Below are 17,848 nucleotides of genomic sequence, written 5' to 3'. Positions count from 1 at the left end.
ATTTTTTTCAAAATTTACTCAAAGCTCTCGCTTTGTATTCACATCTTCTCAGGGCAATCCCCCGATACTCAATGCTTGACTATAGGGTCGTTCTTATTTCTTCGGACGTTTCGTACCGTATTTAGAACGTGCAACCGTACGGTTGGCAACACCGGCAGTATCGAGCGCACCGCGAACGATGTGATACTTAACACCCGGAAGGTCTTTGACACGGCCGCCACGTACGAGAACGATGGAGTGCTCTTGCAGGTTGTGGCCTTCACCACCGATGTAAGAGATAACCTCGAATCCTGATGTCAGGCGGACTTTTGCGACTTTACGAAGCGCCGAGTTCGGTTTCTTCGGTGTTGTCGTGTAAACGCGCGTACAGACGCCGCGGCGCTGCGGGCAGTTTACGAGTGCAGGAGACTTGGACTTCTTGATCACAGCCTTGCGCTCTTTACGAATCAACTGGTTGATTGTAGGCATTTGAATCCTTTCATAATTTAAAATGTTCCAGTAGATACTTCTCACGAGAGAGTATTGAACGCGAAATAATACTAAAGTTTAGTTGAATTTTAGCTTATCTTAAGTGAAAGGGGAGAGAGGGTGCGGGGAAGCCCCGCGGGAGAGTTGCTTACGCGTCGAAGTCGATGACGGAGTCTTTGTACATACCGGTACCGGCCGGGATGGTACGACCGATGATGACGTTCTCTTTCATATCGGTCAGGTCGTCGATCTTCGCGGAGACCGCCGCTTCGGTCAGGACCTTGGTCGTATCCTGGAACGACGCCGCGGAGATGATCGAGTCCGCACTGACGGAAGCACGGGTGATACCGACCAGGAACGGCTCGGCGATCGCCGGCTCGCCGCCCAGGCGCAGGATCTTCTCGTTCTCCTCTTTGAAACGGTTCTTCGAGACGAGGTCGCCCTGAATGAACTTCGTATCGCCGGACTTGACGATCTTGACCTGGCGGATCATCTGGGTAAAGATGACCTCAATGTGTTTGTCCGCGATGTTAACCCCCTGGCGGCGGTAGACCTGCTGGACTTCACTGACCAGGTAGTTGTAAAGCGCCTTGACACCGAGGATACGCAGAATCTCGTGGCTCGAGACCATCCCGTCGGAGAGACGTTCGCCGGCGTGAACGAATTCGCCCGGGTGGACCAGGGCGTTTTGGTTCTTGTCGACAAAGTACTCTTTCATGATGCCGTTTTCACCGGTAATGATGATACGTTCCTTGCCGCGCAGCGGCTTGCCGAAGCTGACAACACCGTCGATCTCGGCGATGAGGGCGACATCTTTCGGTTTACGCGCTTCGAAGAGCTCGGAAACCCGCGGAAGACCCCCGGTAATGTCCCGGGACTTCTGGAGCGCTTTCGGTGTCTTCGCCAGGATGTCGGCGACGTTGACCTCCGCACCGTCCTGGGCGAAGACCGCCGTCTTCGGTTCAACCGCGTAGCGGATGATCTCGCCGGTTTCCGTCGCCAGCACGATCGCCGGCTTGTATTCTGGCGCGATGTATTCGTTGATCATCAGACGCGTTTTACCCGTCAGTTCATCGAACTGCTCGGAGGCCGTCACACCCGGGATGATATCTTCGAACTTGACCGTACCGGCCGCTTCGGAGATGATCGGGTTGGAGTACGGGTCCCACTCGGCGATGACGAGGGATTCCGCCGTCGCCGCGTGTGCGATGACCGTGGTGGCCTCCGCAGCCGCATCGTCCTCGATATCGACGATGGAGCCGCGGGCGATGTAGTGGCGGTTCGCTTCACGGTCGTCGGCATCGACGACCACGGCGAAGAGCCCCTTCTCGGTGACTTCGTAGCCCTTGCTGATCGCATCGTAGCGCTCGAGGTAGTCCCCTTTGAGCAGGAAGAACTTCACGGTGCCTTTCGCACCCGCTTCGACACGCTGTGTGACCGGCGCACCGTCATCGACGAGCAGCTCGGAAGCGTACGGGATACGGTTCGGAACGTTCCAACCGTCGCGGATCGTTTCGACGATCGACTCGTGCGCCGTCACCGTCGCGCCGCTCTCGTACGGCAGGTAGAATTTCCCTTCGATCTTACCGCTGACGCCGGCCAGTTCGTTCGGACGGGCAACCTCGGTCTTACGCAGGGTGTAACGCTGTGTCTGCTCACCGTTGCTCACGCTGATAAGCACTTCGTCGTGGATCGACTGAATGTCGATCGTACCGTCGAACGGCGCTTTGATCTTCGGCTCGACCAGGAGCACACCCGCATTACGGCGGTTGGCAACGATGTTCTTGCCTTCCTGGTTCTTATAGGTTTTCAGGTTGTAGTAACGGATGAAACCTTTCTTCGTCGCCGTGACCTGGCGCTCTTCACGGGTACTGGACGCCGTACCGCCGACGTGGAAGGTACGCAGGGTCAGCTGCGTCCCCGGTTCCCCGATCGACTGCGCCGCGATGATACCGACGGCTTCCCCTTTGCGGACCAGTTCGCCCGTTCCGAGGTTTTTACCGTAACAGAGCGCACAGACGCCGCCTTCGGACTTACAGGTCGCCGGTGTACGGATATGCACGGACTTGATGCCCGCTTCAACGATCTTGCTCGCCTTGATCTCGTCGATCAGCTCGCCCTCGGGGTAGAGGATCTCATTGGTGATCGGGTCGATCGCGTCTTCGGCGAGTACGCGGCCGTAGATACGGTCTTCGAGCGGTTCGATCATTTCGTTACCGATGGAGATATCTGTGATCTCGATCCCCTCGTGGGAACCACAGTCATCCTCGACGATCTTCACGTTCTGCGCGACGTCGACGAGTTTACGCGTCAGGTAACCGGCATTCGCCGTCTTGAGCGCGGTATCCGCGAGACCTTTACGGGCACCGTGGGTCGAAATGAAGTACTCGAGGACGTTCAGACCCTCTTTAAAGTTCGAGATAATCGGCGTTTCAATGATCGAGCCGTCCGGCTTCGCCATCAGACCACGCATACCGGCCAGCTGACGGATCTGGGCTGCAGAACCCCGCGCCCCGGAGTCCGCCATCATGTAGATGGAGTTGAACCCGGCTTTGTCGTTCTCAATCAGATGCATCATATCGCCCGCAAGCGTATTGTTGACGTCGGTCCAGACGTCGATAATCTTGTTGTAACGCTCCTGCTCGGTCAGAAGGCCCGCTTCATACTGCTTCTGGATCTCTTTGACTTTCGCCTTGGACTGCGCGATCAGCTCCGGTTTCTCTTCGGGGACGATAACGTCGTCGACGGAGATGGAAACACCCGCCTCGGTCGCATGTTTGAAACCGAGGTTTTTGAGGCGGTCAAGGAAACCGGCTGTGACGGCGATACCACCATGCTTCTGGACATAGTCGACCAGGGCGTTGATCGCCTTTTTCTTCATGACGCGGTTCCACAGATCGACCGGGACGAAGTCAGGCAGGATCTCTTTGATAAGGAGACGGCCGACCGTCGTGGTAATCATGCGTCCGTCGACACGGGTACGGATGCGGGCGTGCAGATCAAGCGCACCCTGCTCCAGCGCGATACGGATCTCGTCGACATTGGCAAAGAGTTTGTTCGAACCGACGACGCCGTTCTTCTCCAGGGAGATATAGTAGATCCCGAGGACCATATCCTGTGACGGTGTCGCGATCGCTTTACCGGACGCCGGCAGCAGGATGTTCATGGATGAGAGCATCAGGACCTTCGCCTCGGCGATCGCCTCGGCGGAGAGCGGCACGTGGACCGCCATCTGGTCACCGTCGAAGTCGGCGTTGAAGGCCGCACAGACGAGCGGGTGCAGCTGGATCGCTTTACCGTCGATCAGGCGCGGGTGGAAGGCCTGAATAGACAGTTTGTGCAGCGTCGGCGCACGGTTGAGCATGATCGGGTAACCTTCAACGATCTCTGAGAGGCACTCCCAGACTTCGTTAGTCTGGTCTTCGATCATCTTTTTGGCCGCCTTGACGGTCGTCGCGTACCCTTTGTCTTCGAGCTTCGCGATCAGGTGCGGCTTGAAGAGCTCAAGGGCCATCTTCTTCGGCAGACCGCACTGGTCCATCTTGAGGTCCGGACCGACGACGATGACGGAACGGCCGGAGAAGTCGACACGCTTACCGAGCAGGTTCTGACGGAAACGACCCTGCTTACCTTTGATAACCTCAGAGAGGGATTTCAGCGGACGCTTGTTCGCACCCTTGACGGCATTGGCACGACGGCCGTTGTCGAAGAGGGCATCAACGGATTCCTGAAGCATACGCTTCTCGTTACGCACGATGATCTCCGGCGCTTCGAGCTCGATCAGACGCTTCAGACGCTGGTTACGGTTGATAACACGGCGGTAGAGGTCGTTGACGTCGGAGACGGCGAACTTGCCCCCGTCCAGGGAAACCAGCGGACGCAGATCCGGCGGCAGGACCGGCAGAACCGAAAGCATCATCCATGCCGGGTTGTTTCCGGAGTTCAGGAAAGATTCGATGACCTTCAGACGCTTGACGATCGTTTTGCGCTTCGCTTCGGAACGGGTCCCCTCCATCTCCTCTTTGAGGACGGAGAAGAGTTCAACCAGGTCGATGTCGTCGAGCAGGTCACGGATGACCTCGCCGCCCATCTGGGCAACGAAACCGCTCTCGCTGTAGCGCTGGTTAAGGGTACGGTACTGCTCTTCGTTGAGGACGTCGTACTTCAGAACCGGGGCGCTCTGCTCCGCGTCATAGAACGCTTCGCCGCCGCTTTTGACGATGTACGCCTCGTAGTAGAGTACACGCTCGAGGTCTTTCATCTTCACACCCAGGAGCGTACCGATACGGCTCGGCAGGGAGCTGACATACCAGATGTGCGCTACCGGCGTGACCAGATCGATGTGACCCATACGGGTACGGCGTACTTTTGACGTTGTGACTTCAACGCCACACTTCTCACAGACGACGCCCTTGTAGCGCATCTTCTTGTATTTGCCGCAGAGACACTCGTAATCGCGGACCGGACCGAAGATCTTGGCACAGAAGAGGCCGTCGCGCTCCGGTTTCAGGGTACGGTAGTTGATTGTCTCCGGCTTTTTGACTTCGCCGTGGCTCCAAGAGAGGATCTTCTCCGGGCTCGCCAGGCGGAACTGCAGCTGTTTAATGTCCTTCGGGCGATTCTCTTCCGTAACTTCAATCGGCACTAATTTGCTCATCGTCTTCCACCTCGTCAAAAATCTCTACATCAAGCGCAAGGGATTGCAGCTCTTTTGTCAGTACGAACAGCGTTTCCGGAATACCGGATTCCGGCACGCTTTCACCTTTTGTCAATGCTTTGTACGCCGCGACACGACCGTCAACGTCATCCGACTTGATCGTCAGCATCTCTTTGAGGACCGCGGAAGCACCGTAGGCCTCGAGAGCCCATACTTCCATCTCCCCGAAGCGCTGACCGCCGAAGAGGGCTTTACCGCCGACCGGCTGCTGGGTAACGAGGGAGTACGGCCCCGTGGAACGGGCGTGGACTTTCTCGTCGACCAAGTGGTGCAGTTTGATGACGTACATGTAACCGACGTTGACACGCTCTTTGAGCTGTTCACCGGTCTTACCGTTGAACAGGACGGTTTTACCGTCTTTATCCATCTTCGCCATCGCGAAGAGGTTCTCGAACTCTTCGGCGTTGACCCCTTCGAAGATCGGCGTCGCGAAACGGACCCCGCCCTTCGCCCAGTCACGACCGAATTTCAGGATCTCGTCGTCGCTCATCTTGGCAACGGCATCCTCGAGTTTCATCAGGCGTGCCGCGCCGGCGATCTCGCCGAGCTGCTTGCGAATCGAAGCGATCAGATCCGCCTGTTCCTGCTCGAACTGCTCCTGGATCTGGTAGCCGAGCTCGCGGCCGACCATACCGAGGTGCATCTCGAGGATCTGACCGATGTTCATACGCGACGGAACCCCCAGCGGGTTCAGACAGACGTCGACGGAGCGACCGTTCGCCATGTACGGCATGTCGACTTCCGGGACGATCGTAGAGACGATACCCTTGTTCCCGTGACGACCGGCCATCTTGTCCCCGACTTTCAGCTTGCGCTTCGTCGCGATGTAGACCTTGACGTACTTGACGACGCCGTTGGGGAGGATGTCGTCTTTTTCAAGGATCGTCAGCTTCTCTTCGTGCTCGTCGCGGAACTTCTTCTTCTCTTTCTGGAAGTGGTTCTTCGTCTTGTTGTACTTCGCCTGGACCTCTTCGCTGTACGCTTTGACGATGTTGTTCATCGCGAAGCGGTTGACGTTCTCAAGGTCTTCCGCCTTGATCAGGTCGCCGGCGCTGTAAGAAGTACCGTTCGCCGTCACGTCGCTCTCCAGCGGCGACTTCGTCAGCAGGGAGACGACACGCATCATCTCCTCTTTGTCGATCATGAGCAGGCGGTCGTAGTGCTCGCGCTCGAGCTCGTCGCGCTCCGCTTTCTCCATCTCGAGGGTACGCGGGTCTTTGTCATAGCCTTTTTTCGTAAAGACCTTGACGTCGACGACGACCCCCTCCATGCTCGGCGGGCAGTAGAGCGACTTGTTGACGACATGGCCCGCTTTTTCACCGAAGATGGCACGCAGAAGACGCTCTTCAGGCGTCGGCTTCACTTCGCCCTTCGGTGAAACTTTACCGACGAGGATCATCCCGCCGTTGACATAAGTACCGATCTTCACGATACCGCTGTCATCCAGGTGCGCAAGGTCTTCGTCGCGGACGTTCGGGATGTCACGGGTAATCTCTTCGACACCGTGCTTCAGCTCACGCGCTTCCGCCTCTTTCTCGTAGATGTGAACGGAAGTGTACGCATCTTCGCGGATCAGCTTTTCGGAGATGACAATCGCATCCTCGAAGTTGTAACCGTTCCACGGCATAAACGCGACGAGCGCGTTCTGGCCGAGGGCGAGTTCACCCTGATCCATGTTCGGACCGTCAGCAATGACCTGGCCCGCTTCGACCTTCTCCCCGACCTTAACGATCGGCTTCTGACCGAACGTCGTATTCTGGTTGGTACGCAGGTTCTTCTGCAGCGGGTAGTAATCGATGACCGCACCCTCTTCGTCCTTGCTGATGACGTAGATGTGGCGGGCGTCGATCTTCTCGACGACACCGGCACGCTTCGCTTTGACGCTTTCCCACGCATCGCGGGCAACCAGTTTCTCGATACCCGTACCGACCATCGGTGCGGACGGCTTGAGCAGCGGTACCGCCTGGCGCTGCATGTTCGATCCCATCAGCGCGCGGTTCGCGTCATCGTGTTCGAGGAACGGAATCAGCGACGCGGCGACACCGACGACCATGTGTGACGAAAGGTCCATGTAGTCCGCATCGGTAGGAGAACCGAGAATGATCTCACCGTCTTTGCGCAGCTCGATGAGCTCTTCGGCGAACTTGCCGTTCGCATCGACTTTGTTCGATGCCGCAGCGATGGTCATCCCCTCTTCCTGGGTCGCCGTCAGATAGATGACGTTCTCGTCACCGTACTGGACGATGCCGTCTTTGACCACGTTGTACGGCGCTTCGATAAAGCCGTGCTCATTGACCTTCGCGTAGGTCGCGAGGGTGTTGATAAGACCGATGTTCTGACCCTCCGGGGTCTCGATCGGACAGATACGGCCGTAGTGCGTCGGGTGGACGTCACGGACTTCGAAGCCCGCGCGCTCTTTGACGAGGCCGCCCTCGCCCAGTGCGGAGAGGCGGCGCTTGTGCGTCACTTCTGACAACGGGTTCGTCTGGTCCATGAACTGGCTCAGCTGACCGCCGGAGAAGAACTCCATGATCGTCGAAGTGATCATTTTGGAGTTGATCAGGTCGTGCGGCATCAGTTCGGCCATCGGACCGCTCATCGTGGAGAGCTTGTCCTTGATCGCTTTTTGCATCTTGATCAGACCGTTGTGCAGCTCGTTGCCGAGAAGCTCACCGATGGAGCGGATACGGCGGTTACCGAGGTGGTCACGGTCGTCGATGTGGCCCTTGCCGTTCTTGACTTTGATGACGTACTTGACCGTGTTGATGATATCCTCGTTGGTCAGTACGGTGACGTACTCCGGGATCTCCTGGCCAAGCTTATGGTTCATCTTCATACGGCCGACGCGGGTCAGGTCGTAACGTTCCGGGTCAAAGAAGAGCTGGTTGACAAAAGCTTTTGCCGCCTCTTTGGTGACCGGTTCGCCCGGGCGCATTACCTTGTAGATACGGATCGCTGCCAGGTCGTTCTCATCTTCGAGCTCTTCAGTCTGCTTGAGCAGCTTCAAGGAGTCCGCGTCCGCCAGGAACGCGTTGATGATGGAGCTGTCGACGCCGGAGGCCAGGTCGTTCGCGATGACGAAGGAGCCGATGCCCGCTTCCGCGATCTTCTTGAGTTTCATCTCGTCGATGGAGGTCATCGTATCGAAGAGAACTTCGCCCGTTTCAGGGTTGATGATCGGTTCGGCAAGGTGACGTTCGCAAAGCACTTCGACCGGGTACTGGACACGCGTCGTGCCGGTTTCGATCATCTTCTGCGCTTTTTTCGCAGAGAGACGTTTGCCGGCTGCGACGAGGACTTCGCCGGATTCGTCACGCAGGTCGAACTCCAGGCGACCGTCGAACTGCTCCGGTTCGAACGGCATCAGGAAGGCGTTGTCGACGATCTCGATCGTCTGGAGCGGGTAGAAGAGCTTCAGGATATCCTGTTTGCTGTACCCCAGGGCACGGAACATGATCGTAACAGGCACTTTACGGCGCTTGTTGATGCGCATGTAGAGGATGTCTTTCGGGTCATACTCGAAATAGAGCCAAGAACCGCGGTCCGGGATGATCTGACCGGTATAGATCAGTTTGTTACCCGCCGTGGTCGCTTCCTCTTCTTTGAAGATAACGCCCGGTGAGCGGTGGAGCTGGTTGACGACAACGCGCTCGACACCGTTGATGACGAAAGAGGTACGGTCCGTCATCAGCGGGATGTCACGGATAAAGATCGACTGTTCTTTGATCTCGCTGACACCTTTTTTCTCTTTCGTGTTCTCATCACGTTCCCAGAGGACCAGTCGGGTCTTCATGCGCAGGGAGACGGAGTAGGTAAGTCCACGTTCCATACATTCGCGTACGGTGTATTTCGGCGTACCGATTTCAGAACCCATGTACTCGAGGGTAATGCGGTTCTGGGCGTCATGGATCGGGAAGACGGACTGGAATACACGTTCCAGTCCACTTTCGGCACGATCCTTCTGATCCATCATCAAAAAGTTTTCGTAAGAGCTCAGCTGCAGTTGAAGGAGGTTCGGAACATCGATCTGTTGCGGGGTTTTAGCGAAGTCAACACGTAAGCGGTTTCCGGAGTAGAGTGTGTTTAACATATAGGCTACCTCGAATGAAGTTAAATTACTGAAAGCGGTTCAGTAAGTGCAGTGTCTAAGCAGGCGTCCCTGCCATAAACGACGTAAGGGCACTTTTGCCAGCCGTACAAAAACGGATGGCAAAAGCGCCCGGAAAAAAGCTCGGAAGGCGAGGCCTTCCGATATGATAGTGAAACTTACTTGAGTTCGACAGAAGCGCCGGCTTCTTCGAGTTCTTTCTTTGCAGCTTCGGCAGTCTCTTTGTCGACGCCTTCTTTGATAACAGAACCAGCAGTTTCGACCGCTTCTTTCGCTTCTTTGAGGCCGAGACCAGTCAGGCCGCGGACAACTTTAATAACGTTGATCTTCTTCGCACCAGCGTCTTTGAGGATAACGTCGAATTCAGTTTTCTCTTCAGCAGCAGCACCAGCGTCGCCACCGGCAACACCAGCAACAGCGACCGGCTGAGCAGATACGCCGAATTTTTCTTCGAACTCTTTAACAAGTTCGGACAGTTCGAGAACGGAAAGGTTAGAGATGTACTCGAGTACGTCTTCTTTAGTTACAGCCATTTTTATCTCCTAATGGTAGTTAGTAATAGTAATTAAGCCTCTTCTTCGCGCTTCTTTCTAAGCGCATCGAGACCGATCGTAAAGTTGGTGAGCGGTGCCATCCAGGTAGCAGCCAGCATGCCAAGCAGTTCGTTGCGACCCGGGAGTTTTGCGAAAGCTTCAATTTTCGCTTTGTCCGCAGGCTCTTTGTCGAGGTAACCGGCTTTGATACTCAGTTTCTCGTTTTTCTTTGCGAAATCCGCCGCAACTTTCGCCGCACCGATAACGTCGTCGGACCAGATGAAGATGTTCATATCTTTCAGCTCGACACCTGACATCTCTGCGTTTGCCAGAGCAATGTTCGCCAGGGTGTTTTTAACAACCTGAACCTTCGCATCGCTTTGACGTGCCATACCGCGGAGTTCTTCCAGGTCAGCAACACCAAGACCGTTATAGTCACAGATAACGACGGCCGCAACACTTCCGAATTCACCGGTGAGATAGTTGACGACTTCCGTTTTTTCAGCTCTTGTCATTCGTTCTCCTTTCCAGACTTTAACTTCAAGCGGGGCGGGGAAAGGCCGATTAAGCAGCACAGGCTGCCCCCAACTCTCTTCAGTCCAAAGATTTCAGATCTTCGTTTCGTGAAAATCTTGCGTCTGGCATCCGTGATGTCAAACGCAAGACTTCCGTCCCCCGGAGGGGAAGAAATTACTTGATGTCTGCCAGTTCGGCGACGTCAAATTTGAGCGCCGGGCTCATCGTCAGAGAGAGCGCAGCGTTCTTGATGTAGCGGCCTTTGGAAGAAGCCGGCTTCTGCTTGTTGATCGCGGCGACGAACGCTTTGACGTTCTCGGCGATCTTGTCAGCGTCGAAGCTTGCTTTACCGATACCGGCGTGGATGTTACCTTTTTTGTCAACACGGAAAGCGACCTGGCCGCCTTTGACGTTTTTGACTGCGGTAGCAACGTCCGGTGTAACCGTACCCGTTTTCGGGTTCGGCATCAGACCTTTTGGCCCGAGGATACGGCCGATCTTACCGACGACACCCATACAGTCCGGTGCAGCGACAACGACGTCGAAGTCGATGTTGCCCGCCTGGATCATTTCGACGAGTTCATCCGTGCCGACGATATCGGCACCGGCTGCTTTTGCTTCGTCGATTTTAGCACCTTTTGCGAAAACGGCGACGCGAACTTTTTTACCTGTACCGTGAGGAAGCACAACGGCACCGCGGACCATCTGGTCAGCGTGGCGCGGGTCAACACCCAGGTTCATCGCGATTTCGACCGTTTCGTCAAACTTTGCAGACTGCAGTTCTTTTACGACCGCTGCCGCTTCAACGACGCTGTACTGTTTCGCTGCGTCGATTTTGTCATTCAGCTGCTTATAACGCTTGCTAGCCATTTTATTCTCCTGAATTTATTCTGCCGCAGTTTTTTTCTATCTTTGCGGTCGAAGATAGTTCGATTGCTTACAGTTACTCTGTAATTTCGAGGCCCATAGAACGGGCAGAACCGGCGAGGATGTTCGCTGCCATCTCTTCGTCGTCCGTGTTAAGGTCGGCGATTTTCATCTTGACGACTTCCATCAGCTGCGCCTTCGTGATCTTGGCGACTTTGTTTTTCAGCGGGTTGTCAGAACCCTTCTTGATGCCGGCTGCTTTCATCAGCAGTGCAGACGCCGGCGGCTGTTTTGTGACGAAAGAGAAGCTTCTGTCGTTGTAGACCGTAATGATGGTCGGAACTTTGAAGCCCGCTTTGTCTTTTGTCTTCTCATTGAATGCTTTACAGAATTCCATGATGTTGACGCCGCGCTGACCCAGCGCAGGACCGACCGGAGGTGCCGGGTTGGCAGCGCCGGCTTGAATTTGCAACTTGATATAACCCATGACTTTCTTTGCCATTGTGCTTCCTTTTCCTTTGTAAGATTAAATAATTTTTTCGACCTGGGTGTACGAAATGTCCACCGGGGTGCTGCGCCCAAAAATCGAAACATTGAGTTTGAGCGTACCGTGTTCGAGGTCGTACTCGTCGACCGTACCCGTAAAGTTCGCGAACGGGCCGTCGATGATGCGGACCATCTCGCCGTTTTCGAAGTAGACCTTCGGTTTCGGCGCCGCGCGGTTCTCGACGCGGTCGAGGATCGTGTTAATGTCGCTGTCGCTCAGCGGCGTCGGGTGGTTAGCCTCACCGATGAACCCGGAGACGCGCGGCAGCGACTGGATCAGGTGCTGCGTCGGCGTGTCGAGATCGACATTGATAAAAACGTAACCGGAATAGAGGGAACGTTCACTGATCTTTTTCTTACCGTCTTTGACCTCGATGACGTCTTCCGTCGGGACGACGACCTCTTTAATCTTGTCGCCGAGGTTATGCTCGTCGACCAGGTTGAGGATCGCGTTTTTAACGCTGCGTTCGCTGCCTGCGTAGGTCTGGATAGAATACCATTGATGTGCCATATGTTCTCCCTTAGCCCAAAATCGCTGACAGTGATGAAGACATGATCAGGTCTACAAGTGCCAAAAAGATCGAAACGAAAGCAACCACCACCACGACGGCGATGAACGCCTGTTTCACCTGCGCTTTAGTCGGGAAAATGACTTTAGAGAGCTCGATGCGGGCGTTTCTGACATAACTGCTAAGTGTTGATTTCATTTCTATTCCTCTTGCGCACCTCGAAGAACCTGACGCGGAGATTTTTCGAGGTACCCATTGACATTCGCGATAACTGAAGCCCACAGGCTGCATTGATCAGGAATGTGGCAGGCGAAGAGGGACTCGAACCCCCAACCATCGGATTTGGAATCCGGCGCTCTACCATTGGAGCTATTCGCCTATGATTCTCCCGAGCGGGAGAACAACTTACAGTTTTGCTTCTTTGTGAACCGTATGTTCGCGGCAGAACTTGCAGTATTTGCGCACAGAGAATTTCTCAGTGTGCGTCTTCTTGTTTTTGCTTGTGTGATAGTTGCGACGTGTGCACTTTTCACAAGCGAGGTGGATATTTTCACGCATGGTTTTTTCCTAGTTTGCGAATCGGGTAGCCCGATTACGCAAGGATTTTGGAAACGACGCCGGCGCCGACTGTACGGCCACCTTCGCGAATCGCGAAGCGTGTACCTTCTTCCATCGCGATCGGAGCGATGAGTTCAGCGACGATTGCAACGTTGTCACCCGGCATAACCATCTCTGTACCTTCCGGCAGAGTGATCGCACCAGTTACGTCTGTTGTACGGACGTAGAACTGCGGGCGGTAACCGTTGAAGAACGGAGTATGGCGGCCACCTTCCTCTTTAGAGAGGATGTAGACTTCTGCTTCGAATTTCGTGTGCGGAGTGATTGAACCCGGCTTACAGAGAACCTGGCCGCGCTCAACAGCTTCTTTAGCGATACCGCGGAGGAGGACACCACAGTTGTCACCCGCAACACCACAATCCATCTCTTTACGGAACATTTCAACACCAGTGACTGTTGTAGTCTGAGTGTCTTTGATACCGACGATTTCGATCGTCTCACCGACACAGACCTGACCGCGCTCAACACGACCAGTAACAACTGTACCACGACCGGAGATAGAGAATACGTCCTCAACCGGCATCAGGAAGTCTTTGTCTGTTTCGCGCTCCGGCTCCGGAATGTACTCATCAACTGCGTCCATCAGCTTGAGGATCTTTTCGCCCCACTCGCCAACTTCACCAGCTTTTGCTTCTTCCAGTGCTTTCAGTGCAGAACCTGCAACGATCGGAGTATCGTCACCCGGGAACTCGTACTGGTCGAGCAGTTCGCGGATTTCCATCTCAACGAGCTCGAGGAGTTCTTCGTCGTCAACCATATCTTCTTTGTTCATGAAGACAACGATGTAAGGGACACCGACCTGGCGAGACAGGAGGATATGCTCACGTGTTTGCGGCATCGGGCCGTCTGCTGCAGAAACAACGAGGATAGCACCGTCCATCTGTGCCGCACCCGTAATCATGTTCTTAACGTAGTCGGCGTGGCCCGGACAGTCAACGTGCGCATAGTGGCGGTTGTCTGTTTCGTATTCAACGTGAGACGTTGCGATCGTAATACCGCGCTCGCGCTCTTCCGGTGCGTTGTCGATCTGATCGTAGTCCATCAGCTCCGCTTCACCTTTAGTAGCGAGTACCGCTGTGATCGCAGCAGTCAGTGTAGTTTTACCGTGGTCAACGTGACCGATGGTACCGATGTTAACGTGCGGTTTCGTACGTTCAAATTTTTCTTTTGCCATTGTGTCCTCCGACTTTAAGAATTAATGGAAACGGAATTATACCAGATAAAGCGTACAAAATAGCTTTTTAGGCTCCAATTATTACTTTGTCATTACAGGGAAACGTACCCAAACGTTCCGTGGAGCCCAGTAGCAGAATTGAACTGCCGACCTCTTCCTTACCAAGGAAGTGCTCTACCTCTGAGCTAACTGGGCATGTAATCTATAAAGTAATAATGGGAAACTAAAAACTATTTATGTAGTTGTGAAGTAGTAAACAACTTATACTACAGCTCCCAGTGGAGCGGGAAACGAGACTCGAACTCGCGACCCTCAGCTTGGAAGGCTGACGCTCTAGCCAACTGAGCTATTCCCGCAATGGTGGTGAGAGGAGGATTCGAACCTCCGAAGGTAAAAACCAGCAGATTTACAGTCTGCCCTCGTTGGCCACTTGAGTATCTCACCACGGCCTGTTAAATCTGGTCTAACACTGTTTCTAAATGAAAATTCAATTTCAAGATGGTGCCGGCACGAGAAGTCGAATCCCGGGCCTACTGATTACAAATCAGTTGCTCTACCAGCTGAGCTATGCCGGCGTATTTGAAATTGAGCCAGAATTATAGTCGATTTAACCCTTCATGTCAAGACTAAATTGAAAAAATTTTGTACAATATGCAAAAAAGAGATTTCAGCATGATTTTTACCCTTTTCTCCCCCTCCGAAGGCAAACGCAGCGGCGGCGATTCCGCCAGCATCGACAACGACAACCTCCTCTTCGGCCTGGCATCCCGCAAAGCGATCCTTGACACCTATAACGGTATCGTCGGCGGTGATAACCTTGCCCAGGTGCTCGCCCTCTTCGGCCTGAAAAAAGCCGAAGACGCCCGGGCCTATATCGCCGACCTCTACAGCGCACCGACCCTGCCCGCCGTTGAACGCTACGACGGCGTCGCCTATGACTACCTTGACTACCCCTCCCTCGAGGCGGAAGCGAGCGCCTATCTGCAGGAGCGGCTCATCATCTTCTCCAACCTCTTCGGCCCGCTGCGCGGCGGCGACCTCATCCCCACCTATAAAGTAAAGCAGGGCAACACTGTCGGCGGCATCGCGCCCGAACGCTATTATAAGGATACCTTCAACGCCCCGCTCGATGCCCTGATCGGCGATGACGAGATCCTCGACCTGCGCGCCGGCTACTACGACAAGTTCTTCAAACCTACAAATCCCGTCACGACGATGAAGTTCATGAAAGAGGGGAAGGTCGTCAGCCACTGGGCGAAGGCATACCGCGGCATCGTACTGCGCCACCTCTCGCAGCACCGCTATGAAACGATCGACGCCCTGCTCGCTTCGCAGATCCCAGGACTCGCCTGCCGGGAGATTCTCGAGAAAAAAGGGAAGCGCGAAGCCATCTTCGACATTATTGCGTGATTGTGGGGTAAAATTCGGTTATGCAAACACTCACAGAGATCGAAAACACCCTCCGGGAAAAACCGGCGGTCATGCTCTATTTCAGCGCGCCGACCTGCAACGTCTGCCACGCCCTCAAGCCCAAACTCGTCGACGCGATCGAAACCAACTTCGACGCCGTCGAGATCGTCAGTATCGACATCTCCGAATCCCCCGAGATCGCTTCGCACTACAGCGTCTTCGCAATTCCGACCCTCCTCGTCTTCCTCGACGGCCGGGAGTTCCTGCGTAAAAGCCGCCATATGAGCGTCGGCGAGGTCGTCGAATCGATCCGCCGCCCCTACGAGATCATGTTCTCCTAGGCGCCGCTAACGCGAAAAGCTGAACCCGATCGAAAACTTCGTCACGTAGTTGTTGTAGTCGATGAGGCTCTCGCCGTAGCCGGTGAAGGCCTTCAGACACCAGAAGACGTTCTCGCGGTGCGAGAGCGGATAGGTCCAGATCAGCTGCTGCGCCCCCTTGCCCGTCACGAAATTCTGCCGCAGCAGAAGGCTAGTCATACTTTTACCGTAGGGAAGCACCAGGCGCACCGACCCGTACCCCAGATAATCGGTCAGGTCCGGGTTGTCGTCCTCGTCCTTCTCTTTGAAGCGGTACCAGAACTTCAGCGCCGTAAAGAGGCTGCCCGTCTGGAAGACAGCCTCCGTCCAGGCGTAGTTCCACGAACGCGAACGGTTGCGCAGATAGGGGGTAAGGGCACCCGGGTTGCTGACGTTGATATCGCCGAGGTCCTGCTGGGTAATGTTCCCCTGTCCGTTGGACTGGTGGGCAAACCCGACCGCGACAGACTTGATCGGCACTTTGTGCGACGCCGTCGGAAAGGTGACAAAGAGTTCTGGCTGGTAGTTCGTCTCCCGGAAGGGTGCGGAGCCGGCATACACCTGCCAGAAAGAGCGCTGGGTGTAGGCGGCCGAATAGGTCTCATTCAGGCCGAATAGGTTGGGGAGAAAGTCGAGGCGGAAGCTCAGCTGCAGCTCCGCTTCAATGTTCTTGTAATGGTCCGAAGGCACATAGCTGTCATAGACGCCTTCACGGTACCCGAAAGGGAGCAGGTAGTTCTCGTGAAAGGTCTTCAGGCCGAAATCGGAGATGATGCTTTTGCGGATCGTCTCGGCGGTCTCGTTATCCTCGACCGGGTCGAGTTCGCGGTAGGTCGTCAGCAGCCGTTTGTTCTCCCGATGCAGCGAGGAGTCTGCCGCGGATTCGAAGTAGCGCCGCGCCGAACGGCGGTACCAGGCCGCAGCCTTGGCGCGATCGGCGTCGACTCCCTCCCCCTTTTCGTACATCCTGGCGAGCATATAGGCCGCGTCCTCATCCTTCGATGCCTCGTATGCGGCCTCGAACATTGCAAACGCACCGGGGTAGTCCCCCTGGCGGTAATGCTCCATCCCCGTCTCGAACTGGCTCTCCGCCATCGCCCCCAGACAGAGCAGGAACAGCCACAACGCAACCCGCTTCATGCGCTCACTCCCCGGCCGGCAGAAATGCCAGCAGCGCCGCCGTCACGGCGACATTGAGTGATTCGACTCCCCGCTGCATCGGGATGGCCACCCGCGCGTTGCAGTGCGCCGCCACGGCGTCGCTCATTCCCTCGCTCTCATTGCCCAGCACGAAGACCGTCTTCGCCGGCACGGCAAGGGTATGCAGCGTCGCGTCGGCGTGGGAGGAGAGGCCGAAAATACTCCACCCCTGCGCCTGCAGTGTCTCCAGGATCTCCGGGAGCGTATCGCAGTAGTAGATCGGTAGCTTGAAAAGCGTCCCTGCGCTCGCTTTCATGACCAGGGGAGAGAGTTTGGCGCTGCCCTGTTTGGGCAGCAGGATCCCGTCGATGTTCCCGGCCGCCGCCGAACGGATAATCATCCCGAGGTTCTGCGGGTTGTGAATGCCGTCAAGTGCCAGAAGCCGGCCGCTTGACGCAGGCGATTCCAGCAGCGCCTCTGCGCTTTGATAGGACGGCGCAATGACATCGAGGGCGACCCCCTGATCCTGTTTCGCATTCCGTGATATGCGCGACAGCGCCGCTTTGGAGTGGTACTTGATCTCCACGTCCCGTGCACGGGCTTTGGCGGTGATACGGTCGACCACCCCCTCTTGCTTGTTCGACTCGGCCAGGTGGAGCGCATGGATCTCGACCGCGTTATCATCCAGGACCTCCTCCACGGCATTGCGGCCGTAAAGGGTGATCATCCCCTCGAAAAAACGCTTCTTCTTTTGGTAGCTTGCGGAATCTTTCATAGCCGTTATTATACCCCGCGGCGCTGAAGCCCCCGGCAAAATTCTCCGCAGCCCCGTCCCCGCCTCGGGCGTCCTCTTTCCGCCGATTGCTTTCTAAACGGGGAGCCA

General features: G+C 55.5%; 15 protein-coding genes and 5 tRNA genes. 2 read left to right on the top strand and 18 right to left on the bottom strand.

The window, feature by feature from the left end; translation table 11 throughout:
* Nucleotides 1-93: 93 nt before the first annotated feature.
* The 16 genes from rpsL to WCX72_RS01900 all read right to left on the bottom strand — a co-directional run bounded on the left by rpsL (nucleotide 94) and on the right by WCX72_RS01900 (nucleotide 14,631).
* On the bottom strand, nucleotides 94-468 hold the full coding sequence (gene rpsL, locus WCX72_RS01975) for a 30S ribosomal protein S12 (protein WP_345970580.1): 375 nt from the start codon (nucleotides 466-468) through the stop codon (nucleotides 94-96).
* Between the two features lie 148 nt (nucleotides 469-616).
* The gene (gene rpoC, locus WCX72_RS01970; RefSeq protein WP_345970578.1) at nucleotides 617-5,125 is read right to left on the bottom strand and encodes a DNA-directed RNA polymerase subunit beta'; all 4,509 of its coding nucleotides are present in this window, start codon (nucleotides 5,123-5,125) and stop codon (nucleotides 617-619) included.
* Complete coding sequence (rpoB, locus tag WCX72_RS01965) at nucleotides 5,103-9,275, bottom strand: DNA-directed RNA polymerase subunit beta (RefSeq protein ID WP_345970576.1); 4,173 nt, start codon at nucleotides 9,273-9,275, stop codon at nucleotides 5,103-5,105. The genes rpoC and rpoB overlap by 23 nt, the downstream gene beginning before the upstream one ends.
* Nucleotides 9,276-9,451: 176 nt before the next feature.
* Nucleotides 9,452-9,826 carry a 50S ribosomal protein L7/L12 gene (gene rplL, locus WCX72_RS01960; RefSeq protein WP_345970574.1) on the bottom strand — a complete coding sequence of 125 codons (375 nt, stop codon included), beginning with the start codon at nucleotides 9,824-9,826 and terminating at the stop codon, nucleotides 9,452-9,454.
* A 32-nt stretch (nucleotides 9,827-9,858) separates the two neighbouring features.
* Nucleotides 9,859-10,341 carry a 50S ribosomal protein L10 gene (gene rplJ / locus WCX72_RS01955; protein ID WP_345970572.1) on the bottom strand — a complete coding sequence of 161 codons (483 nt, stop codon included), beginning with the start codon at nucleotides 10,339-10,341 and terminating at the stop codon, nucleotides 9,859-9,861.
* Nucleotides 10,342-10,516: 175 nt separating this feature from the next.
* Entirely contained in the window at nucleotides 10,517-11,212 is a 696-nt protein-coding gene (gene rplA / locus WCX72_RS01950; RefSeq protein ID WP_345970570.1) for a 50S ribosomal protein L1, read from the bottom strand.
* 73 nt (nucleotides 11,213-11,285) lie between these two features.
* Entirely contained in the window at nucleotides 11,286-11,711 is a 426-nt protein-coding gene (gene rplK / locus WCX72_RS01945; protein WP_345970568.1) for a 50S ribosomal protein L11, read from the bottom strand.
* A 24-nt stretch (nucleotides 11,712-11,735) separates the two neighbouring features.
* The gene (gene nusG / locus WCX72_RS01940; protein ID WP_345970566.1) at nucleotides 11,736-12,266 is read right to left on the bottom strand and encodes a transcription termination/antitermination protein NusG; all 531 of its coding nucleotides are present in this window, start codon (nucleotides 12,264-12,266) and stop codon (nucleotides 11,736-11,738) included.
* 10 nt (nucleotides 12,267-12,276) lie between these two features.
* Complete coding sequence (gene secE, locus WCX72_RS01935) at nucleotides 12,277-12,462, bottom strand: preprotein translocase subunit SecE (RefSeq protein WP_345970565.1); 186 nt, start codon at nucleotides 12,460-12,462, stop codon at nucleotides 12,277-12,279.
* Between the two features lie 105 nt (nucleotides 12,463-12,567).
* Nucleotides 12,568-12,643 (bottom strand) — tRNA-Trp (locus WCX72_RS01930).
* A 26-nt stretch (nucleotides 12,644-12,669) separates the two neighbouring features.
* On the bottom strand, nucleotides 12,670-12,822 hold the full coding sequence (rpmG, locus tag WCX72_RS01925) for a 50S ribosomal protein L33 (protein WP_231020107.1): 153 nt from the start codon (nucleotides 12,820-12,822) through the stop codon (nucleotides 12,670-12,672).
* A 34-nt stretch (nucleotides 12,823-12,856) separates the two neighbouring features.
* Nucleotides 12,857-14,056 (bottom strand): elongation factor Tu, encoded by a 1,200-nt coding sequence (gene tuf / locus WCX72_RS01920; RefSeq protein ID WP_345970563.1) that lies wholly within the window; start codon nucleotides 14,054-14,056, stop codon nucleotides 12,857-12,859.
* Nucleotides 14,057-14,176: 120 nt separating this feature from the next.
* A tRNA-Thr gene (locus tag WCX72_RS01915) sits at nucleotides 14,177-14,251 on the bottom strand.
* An 84-nt stretch (nucleotides 14,252-14,335) separates the two neighbouring features.
* Nucleotides 14,336-14,412, bottom strand: a tRNA-Gly gene (locus WCX72_RS01910).
* Between the two features lie 2 nt (nucleotides 14,413-14,414).
* A tRNA-Tyr gene (locus WCX72_RS01905) sits at nucleotides 14,415-14,500 on the bottom strand.
* 55 nt (nucleotides 14,501-14,555) lie between these two features.
* Nucleotides 14,556-14,631, bottom strand: a tRNA-Thr gene (locus WCX72_RS01900).
* A gap of 97 nt (nucleotides 14,632-14,728) precedes the next feature.
* Between WCX72_RS01900 and WCX72_RS01895 the strand changes: the two genes are divergently transcribed.
* A complete protein-coding gene (locus WCX72_RS01895) occupies nucleotides 14,729-15,466 on the top strand; it encodes a YaaA family protein (RefSeq protein WP_345970562.1) in 738 nt (245 codons plus the stop codon).
* A 20-nt stretch (nucleotides 15,467-15,486) separates the two neighbouring features.
* Nucleotides 15,487-15,807: a thioredoxin family protein gene (locus WCX72_RS01890; protein ID WP_345970560.1), complete on the top strand. Its 321-nt coding sequence runs from the start codon at nucleotides 15,487-15,489 to the stop codon at nucleotides 15,805-15,807.
* 6 nt (nucleotides 15,808-15,813) lie between these two features.
* On the opposite strand, the gene WCX72_RS01885 is transcribed toward WCX72_RS01890, so the two are convergent.
* Together WCX72_RS01885 and WCX72_RS01880 are read right to left on the bottom strand one after the other, a co-directional pair.
* Nucleotides 15,814-16,965, bottom strand: a complete 1,152-nt coding sequence (locus WCX72_RS01885) for a phospholipase A (protein WP_345970559.1) — start codon at nucleotides 16,963-16,965, stop codon at nucleotides 15,814-15,816.
* A 4-nt stretch (nucleotides 16,966-16,969) separates the two neighbouring features.
* Entirely contained in the window at nucleotides 16,970-17,740 is a 771-nt protein-coding gene (locus tag WCX72_RS01880) for an RNA methyltransferase (protein ID WP_345970558.1), read from the bottom strand.
* Between the last annotated feature and the right edge of the window lie 108 nt (nucleotides 17,741-17,848).

The sequence above is a fragment of the Thiomicrolovo immobilis genome (assembly GCF_039645955.1).
GTDB lineage: Bacteria > Campylobacterota > Campylobacteria > Campylobacterales > Sulfurimonadaceae > Thiomicrolovo > Thiomicrolovo diazotrophicus.
This window is presented reverse-complemented; position numbering and strand designations above follow the sequence as displayed.